Origin of the sequence: Bacteroides oleiciplenus YIT 12058 (assembly GCF_000315485.1) — a bacterium.
GTDB lineage: Bacteria > Bacteroidota > Bacteroidia > Bacteroidales > Bacteroidaceae > Bacteroides > Bacteroides oleiciplenus.
Genome location: NZ_JH992942.1, coordinates 217,342 through 235,718 on the forward strand (window position 1 = coordinate 217,342; position 18,377 = coordinate 235,718).

Sequence of the window (18,377 nt, forward strand, 5' to 3'; positions counted from 1 at the left end):
AATGAGGAATGAAGAATTACCATGCGGTGCAATCGCAGTTAATTCTTCATCCCTCATTCTTCATTTAATTGGGTTTAATATCCTCTATCTGCAACTGTACTTCTCCCCGTTTGTGGGTGTTTTCTTCGATGGAGTAACAGATGTCGAATGAACGTTTAGTCTTGATGAAACGCACATGAGAACTTTGTCCGAAGGCAATACCATTCATTACATTGTTCGATTTATTGTCCACCAGTTCCAGTTTAATGTGCTCTTGGTCACGTCCCACAACCTTGCTCGTTCCATAATCATACACGTTATGGGTGCAGAATATAGGTTTCGGATTGTCCGGTCCATAGGGGTTGAATTTCTTCAGGTCACTGAAAAATTTTGGATTGATGTCTCTGAAGTCTATCTCTGCATCAATATTGATGAGGGCACTGGTCTGTTCAGGAAGAATGTTCTGTGATACAAATTCTTCAAAACGTTCGGTAAAGGCGGTGACGTTTTCCACTTTCATAGAAAGTCCGGCAGCGTATGTATGTCCGCCAAAGTTTTCAAGCAAGTCGCGGCAATACTCGATGGCTTTGTACACGTCGAAACCGGATACAGAGCGGGCGGAACCTGTTGCCATATCATCCGTGCGTGTCAGTACCACGGCAGGGCGGTAGTAAATTTCCGTCAGACGGGAAGCAACGATACCGATGACCCCTTTGTGCCAGTCTTCATTGTATAATACGATGGAACGACGGTCGGCAAGTCCCTCCAGTTCAGCTACAATCTGGTTGGCTTCTTCGGTCATACTCTTGTCGAGATCCTTGCGGGTTTCGTTGTATTGGTTGATTTGGTTAGCCTTTTCCAAAGCTGTGGAGAAATCTTTTTCAGTCAGTAAGTCAACAGCTTCTTTCCCGTTTTGTATACGGCCTGAGGCATTGATGCGCGGCCCTATCTTAAACACGATGTCGCTGACAGTAATATCCTTTTCCGTGAGTCCACATACGTCGATAATCGCTTTCAGGCCTACGCTGGGATTGCTGTTCAATTGTTTCAAACCGTGGAAAGCAAGTATCCGGTTTTCGCCCATGATGGGTACGATGTCCGAAGCAATGCTCACGGCAACCAAGTCGAGCAGTGGAATAAGGTGATGAAATTCTATACCATTACTAATGGCAAATGCCTGCATAAACTTAAATCCTACGCCACAACCGGACAGATGCTCGTAAGGATACGTATTGTCTAAACGTTTGGCATTCAGTATAGCAGCGGCAGGAGGAAGTACATCATCGGGCACATGATGGTCGCAAATGATGAAATCAATGCCTTTCTCTTTGGCATACGTTATTTCTTCCACGGCTTTGATACCGCAGTCCAATACGATAATTAGTCCCACGCCGTTTTCTGCGGCATAGTCTATTCCTTTGGTGGATACCCCATAACCTTCGTTGTAGCGGTCGGGGATGTAATAGTCAATGTTCGAATAGAACTGTTGAATGAACTTGTAGACCAGGGATACCGCAGTGGTGCCATCTACATCATAATCTCCGTAAATCAGAATACGTTCTTTCTTTCCCATTGCCTTATTGAGGCGTTCCACGGCCAAATCCATGTCTTTCATCAGAAATGGGTCGTGCAAGTCGGGCAATTGCGGGCGGAAAAACTTCTTGGCATCCTGTGCCTTGGTTATTCCCCGCTTCACCAATAATCCTCCAAGAATCGGGCTAATCCCTAATTCCTGGGCTAATTTTTGGCTTGTCTCTGCCTGTTCGGGTGTAATGGGTTGATAATTCCATTTGTGGGTCATTTTATATATTGTTTTTTCTTTTTCCTGTCTCGGGGTCGGAATGGAATTCTTTTCTCTCGAAAAAGGCCATATTCTCCAACAAGGTGTAAAGGTATGAAAAACTCTTGAAACGGAGGTGGATTCTATAGAAAAACTTTATGAAATAACAGTGGATATCAGAATTTACCTATTTATGGTTATCTTTGAAAGAAGATAAGCGGCATCTCAGCAAAACTTTTCATGCAAGCATGAAAGTTTTGCATTCGATTTGCGTTATCTTTGCTTCCCGAAAACTTAATAAATGACGTGGTATGTTGATATTCATCTCTTGCGCCAAAACAATGGCGGCACGTACTAATGTGAAGGTTCCTGAAATAACTGTTCCGCATTTTCAGGCGGAAGCGTTGCAGAATGCATTGGATATGGGGCAGTATTCTGCCGTTGAACTGGAACACTTGTTGCGAGTGAACTCTAAGATTGCTGCTGAGAACTACCTGCGTTATCAGGATTTTTTCTCAGAAGCTAATCGTCCGATGCCTGCCATTTGCGCATATACCGGTGCCGTTTTCAAGCGTATATTACCGAAAGATTTTTCTACAGATGATTTTCTCTATGCACAGCATCATTTGCGTATCACCTCTTTCCTTTACGGATTACTCCGCCCGTTGGATGGGATAAAATCTTATCGGTTGGAAGGAGATGTGCGTTTGCCGGAGAGAGGAGAAATGTCGATGTTTGATTATTGGAAGCCTTTACTGACGGATCTGTTTATAGCCGACATCAAGCAACAGGGTGGCATACTTGTGAATCTTGCCAGTGGTGAGATGAAGGATTTATTTGATTGGAAGCGGGTGGAAAAAGAAGTCCGTGTCATTACTCCCGAATTTCAGGTTTGGAGAGATGGTCAACTGAAAACGATTGTTATCTATGCCAAGATGTGTCGTGGCGAAATGACACGTTTCATTATAAAGAATCGCATAGAACGTCTCGAGGACTTGAAAACCTTCGCATGGGAAGGTTTCGTTTTCGATGAAATCCGGAGTACGGATAGCCATTTGCAGTTTACGTTGGCTTAATCTTTCCGCAAATAGTCCATATATTCCTCGTAGCTGATATATCTTCCTCCCATTGACTTTAAGTGTGGTGTTTCAAACTGGCAGTCTATTAGTATGCCTCCGGTCTCGTGGAAGATTTGTGCCAGATAAATAAGCGCTAATTTTGATGCACTGGGAACCAGTGAGAACATGCTTTCACCAAAGAAACAACGTCCTAATGTCACTCCGTAGAGGCCACCTACAAGGCGTTCTTCTTTCCATACTTCTACGCTGGCTGCAAACTTCTGTTCGTGCATGCGTGTGTAGGCTTCTGTCATTTCTTTACCGAGCCAAGCACCTTCCATGTCCATTCTCAATTCGCCGCAGGTGCGGATTACATCGTGGAAAGCCTGATTGACGCTGAGGTCATACTCTCCTTTATTAATAAGCGTGCGCATGGAGTGGGAGATATGTACTTCCTCAGGGAAAATGACGAAACGCTTCATAGGGCACCACCACTGTATTGTGCCTTCCTTGAAGGCATACCAAGGGAATATACCGTTGGAGTAGGCAAGTATGAGGCGGTCGATGGAAAGATCGCCGCCTACTGCCAGAAGCCCGTCGGATTCACCATAACGAGGGTCGGGAAAGGCTATTTCGTCAGTCAGTTGGAAAACCATGTTGCTATTTCGTTGAGATTTGTAGTTTTAAGTTCTCCTTCTCTACTTGTACGCAAGCTATTCCTCCGGATTTCAAGCTGCCGAAGAGGATTTCGCGCATCAGTAACGGCTTCAGGTGTGAGGCTATCACACGGTCCATCTCTCGTGCACCGTATTCCGGTAGGAATCCCCGTTGCAATAGCCAGTCACGAGCTTCGGAACTTAATATCATTTCTACCTGGCGTGCTGCAAGCTTGCTGCTCAGTTCTCCGAGTTTCTTGTCGAGGATGAGCGAAGCCATCTCCCGGTTCATATCGTGGAATACAACCGTAGCCGAGAGGCGGTTGATAAACTCAGGCTTGAAGGTTTTCTTTACCTGTTTCAGCATAGCTTCTCCGGCTGTAATCTGACTGCTGAATCCGATGGATGCCTGGCGGGCATATTGTGCACCTGCATTTGAGGTCATAATGAGCACTACATGGCGACAGTCGGCTTTGCGTCCCTTGTTGTCGGTAAGCACGGCATAGTCCATTACTTGCAACAAGATGTTGAATACATCGGGATGGGCTTTCTCTATCTCATCCAACAATAGCACGCAATGGGGAGTTTTACGGATGGCATCGGTCAATAGGCCACCGTCTTCATAGCCTACATAACCGGCGGGTGAACCAATCAGTTTGGCTACGGTATGTTTTTCGGTGTATTCGCTCATGTCGAAACGTTGCAGGGCGATGCCCAGTTCGGTAGCCAGCACTTTGGCTACCTCGGTTTTGCCTACTCCGGTAGGTCCTACAAAGAGGAGGCTTGCCAACGGTTTGTTTTCATCCAGCAATCCGGCTTTAGACATCTGTACGGCTTCCACTACCTGGCGGACGGCTTCTTCCTGCCCGTAAATCCTGTTGCTGATACGTGCATACAGTGTTTCCAGCGAAGCGGTGTCTTCTTCTTTCATGGCAAGTGCATCTACTTTGCAGACGCGGGCGAGCACATCGGTAATCAGAGTTTTATCTACTACCTGCTCTTCGGAAGAAGTAGGATGTATTTCACGATAGGCTCCCGCTTCATCCACCAGATCGATGGCTTTGTCGGGTAGGAAGCGGTCGTTGATGTAGCGGGCGCTTGCTCTGACTGCATAAGGGATGACGTCGGGCTGGTAAGTCACTCCGTGAAATGTTTCGTACTTTTCTTTCAGCCCTTCCACGATATGGATGGTTTCTTCGATGCTCGGTTCAAGAATGTCTATTTGTTGGAAGCGGCGTACCAGTCCTTTGCTACGAGCGAAGTAGCGATTGTACTCTTCGTAGGTTGTGGATCCGATGAAGCGAATCTCTCCTCCTTCAAGATAAGGTTTCAGCATGTTGGAAGCATCCATAGAACCGTCTCCTGTGCGTCCGGCACCTATCAGATTGTGTATTTCGTCTATGTAGATGATGGCATGGCCTTCACCCCGTATACCTTCCATAATGGTTTTCAGCCGTTTCTCAAAGTCGCCCCGGTATTGCGTACCTGCCAGCAGGGTTCCTAAGTCCAGCTCGTAGATGCGGCAACCCGATAGGCGTTCGGGAACATTGCCTGCCTCGATGCGTGCTGCCAGCCCGTAGGCGAGGGCAGTTTTGCCGACACCCGGCTCACCTACATGCAATGGATTATTCTTCTCTTTGCGGCAGAGTACCTGAATGGTGCGTTCCAGTTCGGCTTCTCGTCCGATGAGTGGATTGTGAGTTTGCAGGCAGTCGTTCAGGCAAGTCACGTAATTTCGCCAGGGTTCGCTCTTTTCTTGTCCGGCAGTTTGCTCATAGACCATTTCTTCTGCTTCTTCATATTGCGAAATGAGTGAGCTGAGAAATTCCGGTAAGTCTTCTCCGATGGTTTCTTTCAAGAAATGTGCTGCCCAGGATTCCTTCAATTGAAGCATTCCTTGCACCAAATGCGGGACATTCAGTTCCTCAGCACTCGAATAGTTTATCATCAGATAGGCGTGTTGTATGAGTTCATTCAGTTGCGCTGAAACTTCCAATTCATACTCCACACCTTCGGGGATGCTCTCTAACTCTTCAGTGAAATAATTCTCTAACGAGAGAGAAAGTTCCTCAACGTCACAGAAGAATTCTTGCAGGGCATTAAAAAAAGGCGGTTGCTCCAGAAATGCGTTCAATAAATGTTCGGGCATGATGAACTCGTGCCGGTAGGATAGCGCTTTTTTTTGTGCAGAGGAAAATGCACTGCTTACATATTTTGTATTTTGTATGTCCATATCTTTTTTCTGTTTTTATTCTTCCTCCGGTGCAACGGTGAGCCGGAGCGGAAAACCTTCGCTACGTGCCATGCGGGTGGCTTTCTGTACTTTCGATTGTGCAATGTCGTATGTATAGATGCCTACCACTGCCGATTGGCTTTTGTGTACCTGCATCATTAGCGCTTCTGCTTCTGCCGTTGATTTATAGAATACGGTAGTAAGTATCTTTACGACGAACTCCATTGTGGTGAAGTCATCGTTATAGATTATCACTTTGAAACGCCGCGGTTCGCGCAGGTCTGTGCGTTCTTTTTCTTTGAAAGATGATTGTTGCTGTTCCATGATGGGGACAAAAGTATAAAAAAAGAGGCATATTTGTCCTGCATAAGTTCTTCAAATGTATATAGCCGGTAAAATCACTATAGGTTCAGTACTCGTTTGATGCAAACTCGGTATAGATTCGGTTCTAATTCGGTATAAATTCGGTTAGATGGTATATTTTATGGGAAAGAACCGAATTTGCTTAAAGTAAATAGCAAATATGTAAAGAGGTAGATAGTTGTTGCATATTTACGCAAAATGAAGAACTAAATACGCAATTGAGGACAGAAAAAGAAAGCCAGCCCTTTACTTTTGCGCTTATCAAAACTTTAGAATAATATACTATGGAACGAAAGTGCTTGCGAATGTTTTATGTGTTGGCTTGGATTATATCAATATCTAATTCTCTGGCTTGTGCCGGGAACGGTGACTTGCAAAGTGTTAATGCAGGCATACAGAACAGTAATGGTACAGGAAAAGAGGAATGGATGAAATCTCTTTCGGATACACTTCCAATGTGCAAAATATCCATTCCCGGCACGCACGACAGTGGCACCACCAAGGGTGGACGCATGCTGAAAACACAGGCAATGGACATTCCCGCTCAGTTGCGGCAAGGCATTCGCGCTTTTGATATCCGCCTGGAGAAGAAAAATAATAAATTAGGGATATTTCATAGTCATGCTTTCCAGGATATATATTGGGAGGATAACGTATTACCCGCTTTCATAAGCTTTTTGCAGGCACATCCTTCCGAAACCTTGATTGTTTCATTGAAAAAGGAGGGAGGGGAATTAAAGGATTATGCTTCTTTATTATCAGCTTCTTTAAGCGCTTCTGCCCATCAGAGCTACTTCATTGCAGACTTCCGTCCGGAATTGACATTGAAAGAGTGCCGCGGAAAGATTCTTTTTTTGCATAGGGATCATGCAATGAATAATTATCCGGGAGCTGCTTGTATCGATTGGAAAGATAATGCCACTTGCCAGCTTACTCTTCGTAACAAAGACGGGAAGGAGGGCTATGTTCTGCTCGAAGATGAATATCAATATGAATCGGATAAGGAGGCCAGGAAGAAAATAGAGGTATGTATTCGCAATTTCGACAGGGTGTCCTCTGAACCTGTTGCTTCACGCCGATGGGGGATCACTTTCGTAAGTGCTACCGGGTTGCCTTTGGGAACGCCTATTGTCTTTGCCAATAAAGTCAATGCACCTGTGGCAAACTATTTGAAGAAAGCAAACAAACGGAATTGTGGTATTGTCTTCATTGATTTTGTAAATAAACAAGGAGGAAAACGTTTAGTGGAATATTTGATAAGTAGTAATATCAGTAATGACTGAATGTTTACGCAAAATGAAGACTTAAATGCGCATTTGAGGATAAGAAAAGAAATCGAGCTCCGTACATTTGCAGATATTAAAACCTTAAAACTATATACGATGAACCTAGCAATTGATCTCGGGGGAACTAACATCCGGATAGCGCAAATAGAAGACGGCAAATGCCTGCATAAGACATCAGTGTCCTGCCTTGCACAAGCGGATTCCTCTACAGTACTTGGACAACTTTCTCAACTTATCGAGGGTATGATGAACGAGCGGATAGAAGGCATCGGCATAGGCGTTCCTTCGATTGTTGACCCGGAAAAAGGCATAGTCTATAATGTGGCTAACATATCTTCCTGGAAAGAAATATACCTGAAGAAGATTCTGGAAGATAAGTTTAAAGTACCGGTTGCCATTAATAATGATTCCAATTGTTTTACGCTTGGTGAAAAGCTGTTCGGTGCAGGACAACCTTATGCTAATATGGTGGGGGTGACCATTGGAACGGGGATAGGCGCGGGTATCATTGTCAATCATCGTTTGTATAGTGGCGAGTATATGGGAGCTGGTGAAATAGGTTCATTGCCTTATCTGGATTCTGACTTTGAACACTATTGTAGCAGTTTTTTCTTCAAAGAACAACATCATACTACCGGTGCGGCAATAGCCGGAAAGGCGAAGTCGGGAGAACTGGCAGCACTGGATATCTGGGAAGAATTTGGCATTCATTTAGGTAACCTTATGAAAGTAATTCTTTTTACATATGCTCCTCAGACTATTATTCTGGGAGGAGGCATTGTGTCGGCTTTTCCATTCTTCGAAGAATCCATGAAGAATACGATGCATGAATTTCCTTATGATGTTATATCAAAGAAAGTAAAGGTGATAGCATCACATCTGAAAGATGCTAGCTTGCTGGGGGCCTCAGCCTTGCTTGAGGAGTAAAACCGGATACTTGATTTTAGTAAAAAAAGGTTTGATTGTAAAATATGATACAGCTGTAATTCTGCCTTTCAACCTTTGAGGCAGACGTAAAATTATCTATATTATTAACTTTAATTTCTTAATGCATGGAACAAGTAAATCTTAGAATCTATCGAACGATTCTAACCCTATTGTTAGGTCTGTTCTTGTCGGTGGGTGCTTACGCACAACAGATTTCGGTGACGGGAACAGTGAAAGACCAAACGGGTGAGCCTGTGATTGGTGCCAATGTTTTGATAAAAGGAACTTCTACGGGAGTTATAACGAATCCTAATGGTGAATTCTCGTTGTCGGGGACTAAAGGGGATATATTGGTTATCAGTTTCATTGGCTATACCACTCAGGAAATTCCGGTTACGGGAAAACCTATGATGGTTATTCTAAAAGAAGATACGGAACTTTTGGAGGAGGTGGTGGTACTGGGATATGGTGCAAATGCCCGCAAGCAAGACTTGTCGGCTGCTGTAGGTGTGCTGAGTAACACGGATGAACTGACAGCTCGTCCGGTCAGCTCTACAGAAAGTATGTTGCAAGGTCAGTTGGCTGGTGTCACAGTGCAGGCCGACGGCGGTGACCCTACTTCCACTCCCTCTATTGTGATTCGCGGACAAGGTTCGCAGAATGGTGATAATGTACTTTGGGTAGTGGATGGTGTTCCGGGTGCTCCCATTGCATCCATGAGTGACATCGAATCTATTGTAGTCCTGAAAGATGCTGCTTCGGCTGCAATTTATGGTGCACAGTCGGGTGCAGGTGGTGTTATTTTGGTTACTACCAAGAAGGCTAAAGCAGGTGCGCCTACACTTAGCTATGAAGGTACTTATGGCATTCGTCAGGCAACAAATTTACCGGAACCGCTGAATGCGGAAGGAGAACTGGAAATGCGTAAAATCTCTTATGCTAATGCCGGTATATCCCTTCCTGATGGTTGGAATGTAGAAAAGAATCCGTGGATTGCTACTACTCGTACCAACTGGATGGACGAGATTTTCCGTACAGCTTTCTATCAGCGTCACAACATTGCGTTGAATGTAGGTACCGACAATTATTCCAGCCGTTTGTCTTTCTCTTATGATAACGATGAGGGAGTATTGATTAATACTTATAATAAGAATTACTCCATCCGTTACAATGGCAAGTTCGAATTGAACAAATGGGTGAGCATTAGCGAAGATTTTGTATGGAAAAATACGGAAAGTCGCTCAAAGGACACGAATGATGCTTATACAGGTCCTGTTCTTTCGGCCATCTATATGCCTGCCAGTGCCACAGTCTATAATCCGCTGGATGGCACATGGGGAGGTACTACTACCGAAGATCCGGCTTACATAGCGAAGTATGGAAGTAACTTTGCCGGTGCTCATGGTGATGCCGTTAACCCGGTACGTTTGCTGGAGGCGGAAAACCGTTTCAACAGAACCAGTGATGTATGGAGCACTACCAGTCTGCAAATAGCCAATGTAGTGCCCGGTCTGAAATTTACCAGTCGCTTTACGTACAATCTGAAGAGTAACAATTATAAGAACTTCCGTCCCATTCAGGATGAACCGGGTAAGCCTAATAACTCAAATAGTCTGGATGTGACTAATTATCGTTCTGATGCCTGGAAAACAGAGAATACTTTGACTTATGATAATAGTTTTGGGAAGCATACAGTCGGTGCCTTGTTTTCTACTACAGCCGATCATTACAATGTACGCGGTTTGGAAGTAAACGGCAAGAATTTTGCAGATGAAACCCCGTACTTACAGTATTTGGCTTATGCGGGCTCTACTTCGGCCACCGATTATATGACAGGTCCTGATGCTAATGTTTCATTGGTGGCTCGTCTTGCCTATTCTTACGATGACCGCTATTTTGTGACGGCATCCTGGCGTCGTGATTATGCCGGACGCTTGCCGAAGGATAATAATTTTGGAGATTTCCCGGCAGCTACTGTGGCATGGAAGATTTCTAACGAAAAATTCTTTAAGAAGAGCAATCTGCTAAGTTTGTTGAAGTTGCGTGCTTCCTGGGGGCGTGTAGGTAATCTCGGTTCTATCAGCTATAACTACAAATCACTTTTGCTGGGAACATCATACTGGCAGGAACAAGCTCAATATGGTGTGGTTAATAATACGACTTGGAACAATTTCGTATATAATTCTACTGCAATGAACAAAGACCTGACATGGGAAACTTCTGAGCAGTATGACTTAGGTTTGGATGTTGAAATGTTCAAGAACCGTTTGTCTCTGTCATTCGACTACTTCGACAAGCGTACCTTTAACTTGATTCAGAAGCAGACCATGGACTGGCCGAGTTCTATCGGATTGGATCCGATGCTGATTAACCAAGGTGAAGTGCGTAACCGTGGTTTTGAGATGACAGCCAGTTGGAACGATCATATCAATAAGAATTTCTCTTATTTCATATCCGGTAACTTCTCCTATTTGAAAAACTGGGTTTCTGACATAGGTGTGAAGAATGCTGACGGTAGCCCTGGTGTATGGACTGACAGTGATTCTAAATTCCGTAATATTCCTTATACTCGCCAGACTGCTGAAGGTAAACCGTTAGGGTCTTACTATTTGATTAGGACAGACGGTATTTTCCAAAGTGATGAGGAAGCTGCTGCATATGTGAAAGATGGAAAACGTATTCAGCCGAATGCTGTTGCCGGTGACTTGAAGTTTATTGACTACAACAATGATGGTAAGATTGACGATAAGGACCGTCAGTATTGCGGTAATTCTACACCAAAGACGACATATGCTTTCACACTGGGTGCTACCTATAAGAAGTTATCTGTTAGTGCTATGTTCCAGGGAGTAGGAAGTGCTCAGGTGTTCTATGCAGGTAAAAATATGCTTTTAAGTGATGCAGATGGTAACTTCAACCGTTCAAAAGAAATTTTGAATGCATGGAGTCCTACCAATACCTCTTCGAACATCCCCAGACTCTCCGCTAATGATCCGAATTCTAACTTCACAACCGCTTCCGATTGGTATCTGGAAGATGCTTCATATTTGCGCCTCAAGAATTTGACAATCTCTTATGATTTGACAGACGTACTTCAAAAGTGGTCTCATTTAAGTGAACGCAGTAGCCGTATGTCTGTTTACTTCAGCGGTGAAAATCTCTTTACGATTACTAATTATTCAGGTATGGACCCTGAGTGTGGTGGATGGGATGCACTGAAGTATCCTGTGTCCAGAGTATTCTCTTTTGGTGTGAAATTAACTTATTAATAATAATTGAGGATTATGAAAAAATATATACCAATATTAGCTTTATCAGCATTGGTCTTCTGCTCTTGCGGAGATTTTTTAGATGTGCAGCCTGAAGGCAAGCCTACCACTACAACTTATTTTGTGAATGATGGACAGGCGATTGATGCTATTGACGGACTTTATGCGCCCATTCATCAGGAAAAAGGTTTTGGTCGTGAGTTATTCTGGGAACAAGGTGCTGCTTGTGATATTGTATGGGCAAAAACACGCGGTTTCAATAGCTTGGCTACTTTGAATTATAACGGCGATGAAAGCCCTATACTCGGAGGATACGATTTGTTTTACCAAAATATGGCTCGCTCCAATTGGATTATCAAGCAGTTGCTTGCCAAAGAGAAAGTGACTACACTTACTGTGGTAGAACACCGGAGCTTGGGTGAAGCCTACTTTATGCGTGGTATGGCTCATTTCTGGATTGCCTATCGCTATGGTACAAAAGACCTGGGAGTTCCTTTTGTGCGCTATGAAGATTTTGAAGGTGATTATGATAACTCTATTCCTCCGCAGCAGGCATCTGTAATAGATAACTATAAGTATATTATAGAAGATATGGATAAAGCCATCTCATATTTGCCTAAGTTTGAAGAATATACGGATGAAGACAAAGGACGTCCGCACAAAGCGGCTGCCGTGGCTTATAAAGCTAAAGTATATGCTTACTGGGCTATGTGGGATGAAACGCAATGGAACAATGTGATTTCTATGGTCAATTCCTTGGAAAGTGATTATGGACGTGAGCTGGCTCCTACTTTTGACGAAGTATTCTCTTCTGATTTTAAGGATTTCTGGAATAAAGAATATATCTGGTCTATTCCCGGTAATGGTGGTTCTACAGGTGGTGGTGTCGAGTTTATCGGTGTTATCTTGGAAGATAAAGGCTGGGGTGTGTATAATGGCTGGGGACAAATAAAGCCATCTTATGATATTTATGAAGAAATGAGAAAAGACGGTGCAGGTAATGACCGCCTGGTACGCTCTATTCTGGAATACAATCAGGAATTCCAGTTCTTTGGCGAAAAACGTAAGTTCTATTCTGATACGAATTTGGATGTAGGTTTCCAAATTAACAAGTATATGGATCCGTTCAAACATAAGGATGCTGACACTCAGGGATATGTAAATACAAACGGCAACTGGCCGACAGGTCGTGTGAACTTCCCGTTGATTCGTTTTGCAGAAATGCTGCTATTCCGTGCTGAAGCCTATCTGATGACCAATCAGGCTGACAAAGCAAAAGAAGATTTGAACCGTATTCGCAAACGCTCTAATCTGGAAGAATTAACCGGTACGGTTACTATGGCGGATTTGTATCACGAACGTCGTTGCGAGTTGGCTTTTGAATATACCGATCACTTGTTTGACTTGAAGCGTTGGCATCGTTCCTCAAATGCTGAGATTAAAAATCTGGCTGCTCAGGAACTGAATGCACATCCACGCATTCGTAAGTATACCGATCGCTCTAATCCGGAATCGGAATTTACGATTGAACCTTATGCTGATTATTTGAAAAAGGGTACGTATGCGGATCATATGCTGGTATTCCCTTATCCATCGGAACAGATTACCAAATCGAATGGTAAGTTGAAGCAAAATGCTGGCTATAATTAATCTTCATTCTGAAGAATAAATTTATAGAATAGACCTCATTGCCATTGGTCTGATCTGCAAGGGTTGGTATTTTCCCGTATCGATCCTTGCAGAATTTTCTTCTTCTTGCTTTCCGGAGCAAAGATTATTAACGGAATCATATTTTTAATATAGCCCGATGAAATTAAGAAATTTGACATATGCAGTTATTGCATGCCTTGTTTGCTGGTCTTGTAGTTCCGGTGAGCAATCCCCCGTTGACTATGTAAATCCCTTTATTGGTACCGGCTTTCATGGCCACACCTATCCGGGAGCAACAGTTCCTTTCGGTGCTGTGCAACTGAGTCCTGATACCCGTTCCGGGAATTGGGATGCTTGTTCAGGGTATCACTATGACGATACAACCCTGAATGGCTTTTCACATACGCATCTGAGTGGAACCGGATGTATTGATTTGGGGGATATTTTGTTCCGCCCCACAACTCAAAAGGCAGATCTGGCTGCGGAGGAGTGTATCTACCAGCCTGCTGCTTTCTCTCATAAAGAGGAAAAGGCATCGGCGGGATATTATTCTGTGGTTTTGAAAGAAGAAGGTATAAAAGCAGAACTGACTGCAACCACACATGTCGGTATGCATCGCTATACATATCCTTCCGGCAAAGAGGCGTCTGTCATCATAGATTTGGCTCACTTGCTTGACAATGAATATATTTACGAAGCTGCCATAGGACAAACGTCTGCCAATGAAATTGCAGGTATGCGAAGAACCAGGGGATGGACGGACAATCAATATGTCTATTTTGTAGCCCAATTCTCTAAACCTTTCACGTCTGTAGATTTTGTAAAGGATAAGAAGATAATGCCTGCCGGAACAAGATTGTTTGGCACCGACTTGCAGGCTATTCTTGCCTTCGATAGTAGTGACGGGGAACCTGTTATAGCCAAAGTGGGATTATCACTGGTAAGTGAGGAAAATGCACGTATGAATCTGGAGTCTGAAGTGAAAGACTTCAATTTTGATGCAGTGCATGCTGCTGCCCGGGCTGCTTGGGAACAGGAATTATCCGTCATCACAGTTGAAGGGGGGAATGCTGACGATTTGGCGGACTTTTATACGGCAATGTACCATTCTATGGTTGTACCCAATATTGTGAGTGATGTTAATGGCGAGTATCGTCGGCACGACATGCAGATAGGTCAGTTGTCAAAGGGTGAAAAGCAGTATTCCACCTTCTCCCTTTGGGATACTTTCCGTGCATGGAATCCCTTGATGACGCTGATTGACACTACATTGGTAAACAATATGGTTAATTCCTACCTGAATATTTATGATGCTTCAGGCGAACTCCCTATCTGGCCGCTTTCCGCCGGAGAAACAGGAACTATGATTGGATATCATTCGGTTTCTGTCATAGCTGATGCCTATTTGAAAGGAATCAGGGGATTCGATGCGGAAAAAGCATTGGAAGCTATGGTTGTTTCATCTGAAAAGAATAAAAAAGGAGCAGACTATTATATCCGGTATGGCTTTATTCCTTCGAATATCAAAAAAGAATCTATCTCCTGCTTATTGGAGTTTGCTTACGATGATTGGTGCATTGCACGTATGGCGCAGGCGATGGGAAAAGAAGAGGTATATCAAAAATACATCGAACGCTCCCAGAACTATATCAATGTGTTTGATGGTTCCACAAGGTTCTTCCGTGGTAAACGTATGGACGGTAATTGGGAAACTCCTTTCAATCCTTCTGAGGTAGGACGCGCCTACACGGAAGCCTCTGCCTGGCAGTACCGCTTCTTTGTGCCTCACGATGTGAACGGAATGGCGCAACTGTTTGGTGGAAAGAAAGAATTTACTGTTGCGCTCGACTCTATCTTTACGGTAGAATCGAAAGTGGATGGTGATCTCGTTGATATTACCGGCCTGATAGGGCAATATGTACATGGTAACGAACCGAGCCACCACATCGCTTATCTGTATGATTATGTGGGACAACCCTGGAAAACACAGGAGATGACGCGCCGTTTGCTTCATGAAATGTATCACCCTACTCCAGAGGGTATTATTGGAAACGAGGATTGTGGGCAGATGTCTGCATGGTATATATTATCAAGTCTGGGAATCTATTCTGTATGTCCCGGAAGCAATGAATTTGCATTGACCAGTCCTTTGTTTGAGAAAGCAGTCGTGAAGTTGGCCAATGGGAAGACACTGACCATTCTTGCCAACAATCCGAAGAAGAATGTATATATAAGCAAAGTTGAGCTGAACGGAGAACCGATAGATACTAATTTCATCACTTACTCTCAGTTAATGGGAGGCGGTGAATTACGCTTTACTTTATCTGATAAACCGGACAAGACAAGAGGTATTTCAGAGGAAGCTTCTCCTTATTCTTATACGAAGGAGAATGTAGTTTCCATTCCTTACGTTGACAAAGATTTGAACTTGTTTATGGGTACGGTAACCATTGCTCTGGCTACAGCGACGCATGATGCAGAAATCAGATATACGCTGGATGGAAGTGAACCTACAGAACTGTCCCCGCTTTATGAAAAAACCTTCGAACTGGATAAGACCACGCAGATAAAGGCAAAAGGATTCAAAGGAGGTTTCCGACCGAGTAGCACCTTATCCATTTGGGCAACTAAAGCAGAACTGAAAGCATCGCTTCCGGTGCATCCTGTTCAGAATGGTACATCTTATAAATATTTTGAGGGCACTTACCAGAAAGTGGCGGATATGGAAAAGACTCCGTTGGTGGAATCGGGCATCATGCCGGAACCCTCCATCAAAGGAGCCAGGCAAGAAGACCATTTCGGTTATATATTTTCAGGTCTGATAAACGTTCCCGAAGATGGGGTTTATACCTTCCAGACGCGCTCGGACGATGGTAGTGTTTTATATATCGACCATGAATTGGTAGTGAACAATGATGGCTCTCATGCTGCTATTCCTGCTACGGGATTTATTGCCTTGAAGAAAGGAGTTCATCCCTATATACTTTATTATTTTGAGGACTATGAAGGTGAACATCTGAGTTGGGCCTGGAAACTTCCTTCTGCAAAGGAGTTGGCACCTGTACCGGCTTCTGTATTGTTTGTGAAATAATCATTAATACATAAATATCATGAAAAGAATATTTTTGTTGTTTTTACCCTTCCTTGCTGCATCATGCGGGCAAGTGAAACAAGAGGTTTCCGTTCCGGAACCTATCAATGTAATGTCTTTCAATATCCGTTATGATAATCCGGAAGATAGTCTGGATAACTGGAAATTCAGGAAAGACCGTGCTGCAAATGCTATTCGCTTTTATAATGTAGATATATTGGGAACACAGGAGGTGTTGCACAATCAGTTGGAGGACTTGAAATTGCGTTTGCCGGAGTATGATGTGATTGGAGTGGGTCGTGAAGACGGAAAAGAGAAAGGTGAATACAGTGCCCTCTGGTATAAGAAAGATCGTTTTACGCTGATAGATTCCGGATACTTCTGGCTGAGTGAAACACCTGAGGTGGCTGGCTCCAAAGGGTGGGACGGAGCTTGTGAACGTATAGCTTCGTGGGCAAAACTGAAAGATAAGGTTTCCGGTAAAGAAGTCTTTGCATTGAATACCCATCTGGATCATGTAGGCGTTATGGCTCGTCGCGAAGGGATAAGCCTTATGCTGAATAAAGTGAATCAGTTGAGTGATGGGCTACCGGTGATTGTTACCGGAGATTTCAACTCGGAACCGGAATCGGATGTAATCAAGCACGTAACTGATCCTACTGATCCGGAACATCTGACGGATGCGCGTACGGCATCTCCTATTGTTTATGGTCCTTCGTGGAGTTACCATGATTTCGGAAAGATTCCCTATGAGCATCGTCCGTTGATTGACTATGTATTTGTGCGCAATGGACTCAAAGTGTTGAGATATGGTGTTCTGGCGGAAACAGAAAATGCTGCTTTCCTGTCAGACCATGCACCTGTTCTTGTGACGGTGGAATGAGAGGTCTTTATAGATGGAAATAGTTGATAACAATAAATTAATAGCAATGAAGAAGATTTTGAGAAACTGCGTATTCGTAGTTTTGGCAATTGCATTATTACCTGTCAGTGTATTGGCGCAAAGTCGCCGGGACAAGGAACAAACGTATGTATTGGAGAATCCGTATGCAGTAACAAAAATAACCCCGCCTCAAGGGAAAAAGATAAAGAATGTCATACTGATGATTGGCGATGGCATGAGCCTTATGCATGTATATTCGGCATGGACGGCTAACCGTGGTAAGTTATTTCTGGATAATTGCCAAACTGTAGGTTTATCTAAGACTTACTGTGCCAATAAACTGATTACCGATTCCGGTGCAGGTGGCACGGCTTTGGCTACCGGACACAAGACTAATTATCATGCCGTAGGCGTAGATACGGAAGGCCGTCCGTTGAAGTCGTTGGTCGATTTTGCTGCTGCCAAAGGTAAATCGACCGGAATAGCAGTGACCTGCCGCCTTTGGGATGCCACTCCTGCTGATTTCTGCTGCCACAATAGTGACCGGGATGCTGAGGCTGAGATTGTAACGGATTATGTAAATTGCAATGCAGACTATGTATTCGGTGGTGGCGCTAAACTTTTTGAAAACCGTGAAGACGGACGTGACCTATTTAAAGAATTACGTGATAAAGGTTTCCAAACTCCCCGTAGCTGGGATGACTTGGCAACCATAAAGAGTGGTAAAGTATTTGCAGTGCCTTATCCGGAAGATACCCCGCTTCCTGCCGAACGCGGTGATCTCCTTGCACGCGCTTCATTGAAAGGTATCGAGTTGCTGAACCAAAACAAGAATGGCTTCTTTATGATGATTGAAGGTTCACAGTTGGATGATTACGGACACTTCAACGACCTTGATCTGCTGATGCAGGAAACACATGACTTTGACCGTACCATCGGTGCTATTTATAAATGGGCTGCCGAGGACGGGGAGACATTGGTAGTGGTTACCGCCGACCATGAAACCGGGGGGCTTACACTGGTGGATGGCGACTTGCAGGAAGGTAAAATCGTATGTAAATTCTCTACGGGAGGACACAGTGGGGTGATGGTACCGGTATATGCATTCGGCCCCGGGGCAGAAGAGTTTACCGGTATTTATGAGAATACTGCTGTTTGCGATAAGATAAAGAAATTGCTCGGTCTATAAACTAAATAACTAT

The 18,377-nt window shown here is 43.9% G+C and carries 12 protein-coding genes; 8 read left to right on the plus strand and 4 right to left on the minus strand.

Translation table 11 applies throughout. From position 1 onward, the window contains the following. Positions 1-64: 64 nt before the first annotated feature. The gene (gene recJ / locus HMPREF9447_RS14465; protein WP_009130477.1) at positions 65-1,780 is read right to left on the minus strand and encodes a single-stranded-DNA-specific exonuclease RecJ; all 1,716 of its coding nucleotides are present in this window, start codon (positions 1,778-1,780) and stop codon (positions 65-67) included. A gap of 290 nt (positions 1,781-2,070) precedes the next feature. Between recJ and yaaA the strand changes: the two genes are divergently transcribed. Continuing rightward, positions 2,071-2,835, plus strand: a complete 765-nt coding sequence (gene yaaA / locus HMPREF9447_RS14470) for a peroxide stress protein YaaA (RefSeq protein ID WP_009130478.1) — start codon at positions 2,071-2,073, stop codon at positions 2,833-2,835. On the opposite strand, the gene aat is transcribed toward yaaA, so the two are convergent. The 3 genes from aat to HMPREF9447_RS14485 are packed head-to-tail and all read right to left on the minus strand — an operon-like array spanning position 2,832 to position 6,030. After that, a complete protein-coding gene (aat, locus tag HMPREF9447_RS14475; protein WP_009130479.1) occupies positions 2,832-3,473 on the minus strand; it encodes a leucyl/phenylalanyl-tRNA--protein transferase in 642 nt (213 codons plus the stop codon). The two genes, yaaA and aat, sit on opposite strands and share 4 nt — an antisense overlap. Before the next feature lie 4 nt (positions 3,474-3,477). After that, complete coding sequence (locus HMPREF9447_RS14480) at positions 3,478-5,706, minus strand: AAA family ATPase (protein WP_009130480.1); 2,229 nt, start codon at positions 5,704-5,706, stop codon at positions 3,478-3,480. 15 nt (positions 5,707-5,721) lie between these two features. Further along, a complete protein-coding gene (locus HMPREF9447_RS14485) occupies positions 5,722-6,030 on the minus strand; it encodes an ATP-dependent Clp protease adaptor ClpS (RefSeq protein WP_009130481.1) in 309 nt (102 codons plus the stop codon). A gap of 323 nt (positions 6,031-6,353) precedes the next feature. On the opposite strand from HMPREF9447_RS14485, the gene HMPREF9447_RS14490 reads away from it, so the two are divergent. The 7 genes from HMPREF9447_RS14490 (at position 6,354) to HMPREF9447_RS14520 (ending at position 18,364) form a co-directional block, all read left to right on the plus strand. Next, positions 6,354-7,352, plus strand: a complete 999-nt coding sequence (locus HMPREF9447_RS14490; RefSeq protein ID WP_009130482.1) for a phosphatidylinositol-specific phospholipase C — start codon at positions 6,354-6,356, stop codon at positions 7,350-7,352. A gap of 99 nt (positions 7,353-7,451) precedes the next feature. Then, positions 7,452-8,282 carry an ROK family protein gene (locus HMPREF9447_RS14495; RefSeq protein ID WP_044138245.1) on the plus strand — a complete coding sequence of 277 codons (831 nt, stop codon included), beginning with the start codon at positions 7,452-7,454 and terminating at the stop codon, positions 8,280-8,282. Between the two features lie 125 nt (positions 8,283-8,407). Continuing rightward, positions 8,408-11,551 (plus strand): SusC/RagA family TonB-linked outer membrane protein, encoded by a 3,144-nt coding sequence (locus HMPREF9447_RS14500; RefSeq protein ID WP_009130484.1) that lies wholly within the window; start codon positions 8,408-8,410, stop codon positions 11,549-11,551. A 15-nt stretch (positions 11,552-11,566) separates the two neighbouring features. Continuing rightward, positions 11,567-13,201, plus strand: a complete 1,635-nt coding sequence (locus HMPREF9447_RS14505) for a RagB/SusD family nutrient uptake outer membrane protein (protein ID WP_009130485.1) — start codon at positions 11,567-11,569, stop codon at positions 13,199-13,201. Between the two features lie 157 nt (positions 13,202-13,358). Next, positions 13,359-16,292 carry a GH92 family glycosyl hydrolase gene (locus HMPREF9447_RS14510; RefSeq protein ID WP_009130486.1) on the plus strand — a complete coding sequence of 978 codons (2,934 nt, stop codon included), beginning with the start codon at positions 13,359-13,361 and terminating at the stop codon, positions 16,290-16,292. 19 nt (positions 16,293-16,311) lie between these two features. Continuing rightward, positions 16,312-17,175 carry an endonuclease/exonuclease/phosphatase family protein gene (locus tag HMPREF9447_RS14515; RefSeq protein ID WP_009130487.1) on the plus strand — a complete coding sequence of 288 codons (864 nt, stop codon included), beginning with the start codon at positions 16,312-16,314 and terminating at the stop codon, positions 17,173-17,175. A gap of 46 nt (positions 17,176-17,221) precedes the next feature. Beyond that, positions 17,222-18,364, plus strand: coding sequence for an alkaline phosphatase (locus HMPREF9447_RS14520; protein ID WP_009130488.1), 1,143 nt, complete (start codon positions 17,222-17,224; stop codon positions 18,362-18,364). Positions 18,365-18,377 lie beyond the last annotated feature (13 nt).

Coding starts and splice junctions, on each gene's coding strand:
- HMPREF9447_RS14495 (WP_044138245.1), top strand. CDS start 7,452: ATGAACCTAGCAATTGATCTCGGGGGAACTAACATCCGGATAGCGCAA.
- HMPREF9447_RS14490 (WP_009130482.1), top strand. CDS start 6,354: ATGGAACGAAAGTGCTTGCGAATGTTTTATGTGTTGGCTTGGATTATA.
- aat (WP_009130479.1), bottom strand. CDS start 3,473: ATGGTTTTCCAACTGACTGACGAAATAGCCTTTCCCGACCCTCGTTAT.
- HMPREF9447_RS14500 (WP_009130484.1), top strand. CDS start 8,408: ATGGAACAAGTAAATCTTAGAATCTATCGAACGATTCTAACCCTATTG.
- HMPREF9447_RS14480 (WP_009130480.1), bottom strand. CDS start 5,706: ATGGACATACAAAATACAAAATATGTAAGCAGTGCATTTTCCTCTGCA.
- HMPREF9447_RS14520 (WP_009130488.1), top strand. CDS start 17,222: ATGAAGAAGATTTTGAGAAACTGCGTATTCGTAGTTTTGGCAATTGCA.
- yaaA (WP_009130478.1), top strand. CDS start 2,071: ATGTTGATATTCATCTCTTGCGCCAAAACAATGGCGGCACGTACTAAT.
- HMPREF9447_RS14505 (WP_009130485.1), top strand. CDS start 11,567: ATGAAAAAATATATACCAATATTAGCTTTATCAGCATTGGTCTTCTGC.
- recJ (WP_009130477.1), bottom strand. CDS start 1,780: ATGACCCACAAATGGAATTATCAACCCATTACACCCGAACAGGCAGAG.
- HMPREF9447_RS14485 (WP_009130481.1), bottom strand. CDS start 6,030: ATGGAACAGCAACAATCATCTTTCAAAGAAAAAGAACGCACAGACCTG.
- HMPREF9447_RS14510 (WP_009130486.1), top strand. CDS start 13,359: ATGAAATTAAGAAATTTGACATATGCAGTTATTGCATGCCTTGTTTGC.
- HMPREF9447_RS14515 (WP_009130487.1), top strand. CDS start 16,312: ATGAAAAGAATATTTTTGTTGTTTTTACCCTTCCTTGCTGCATCATGC.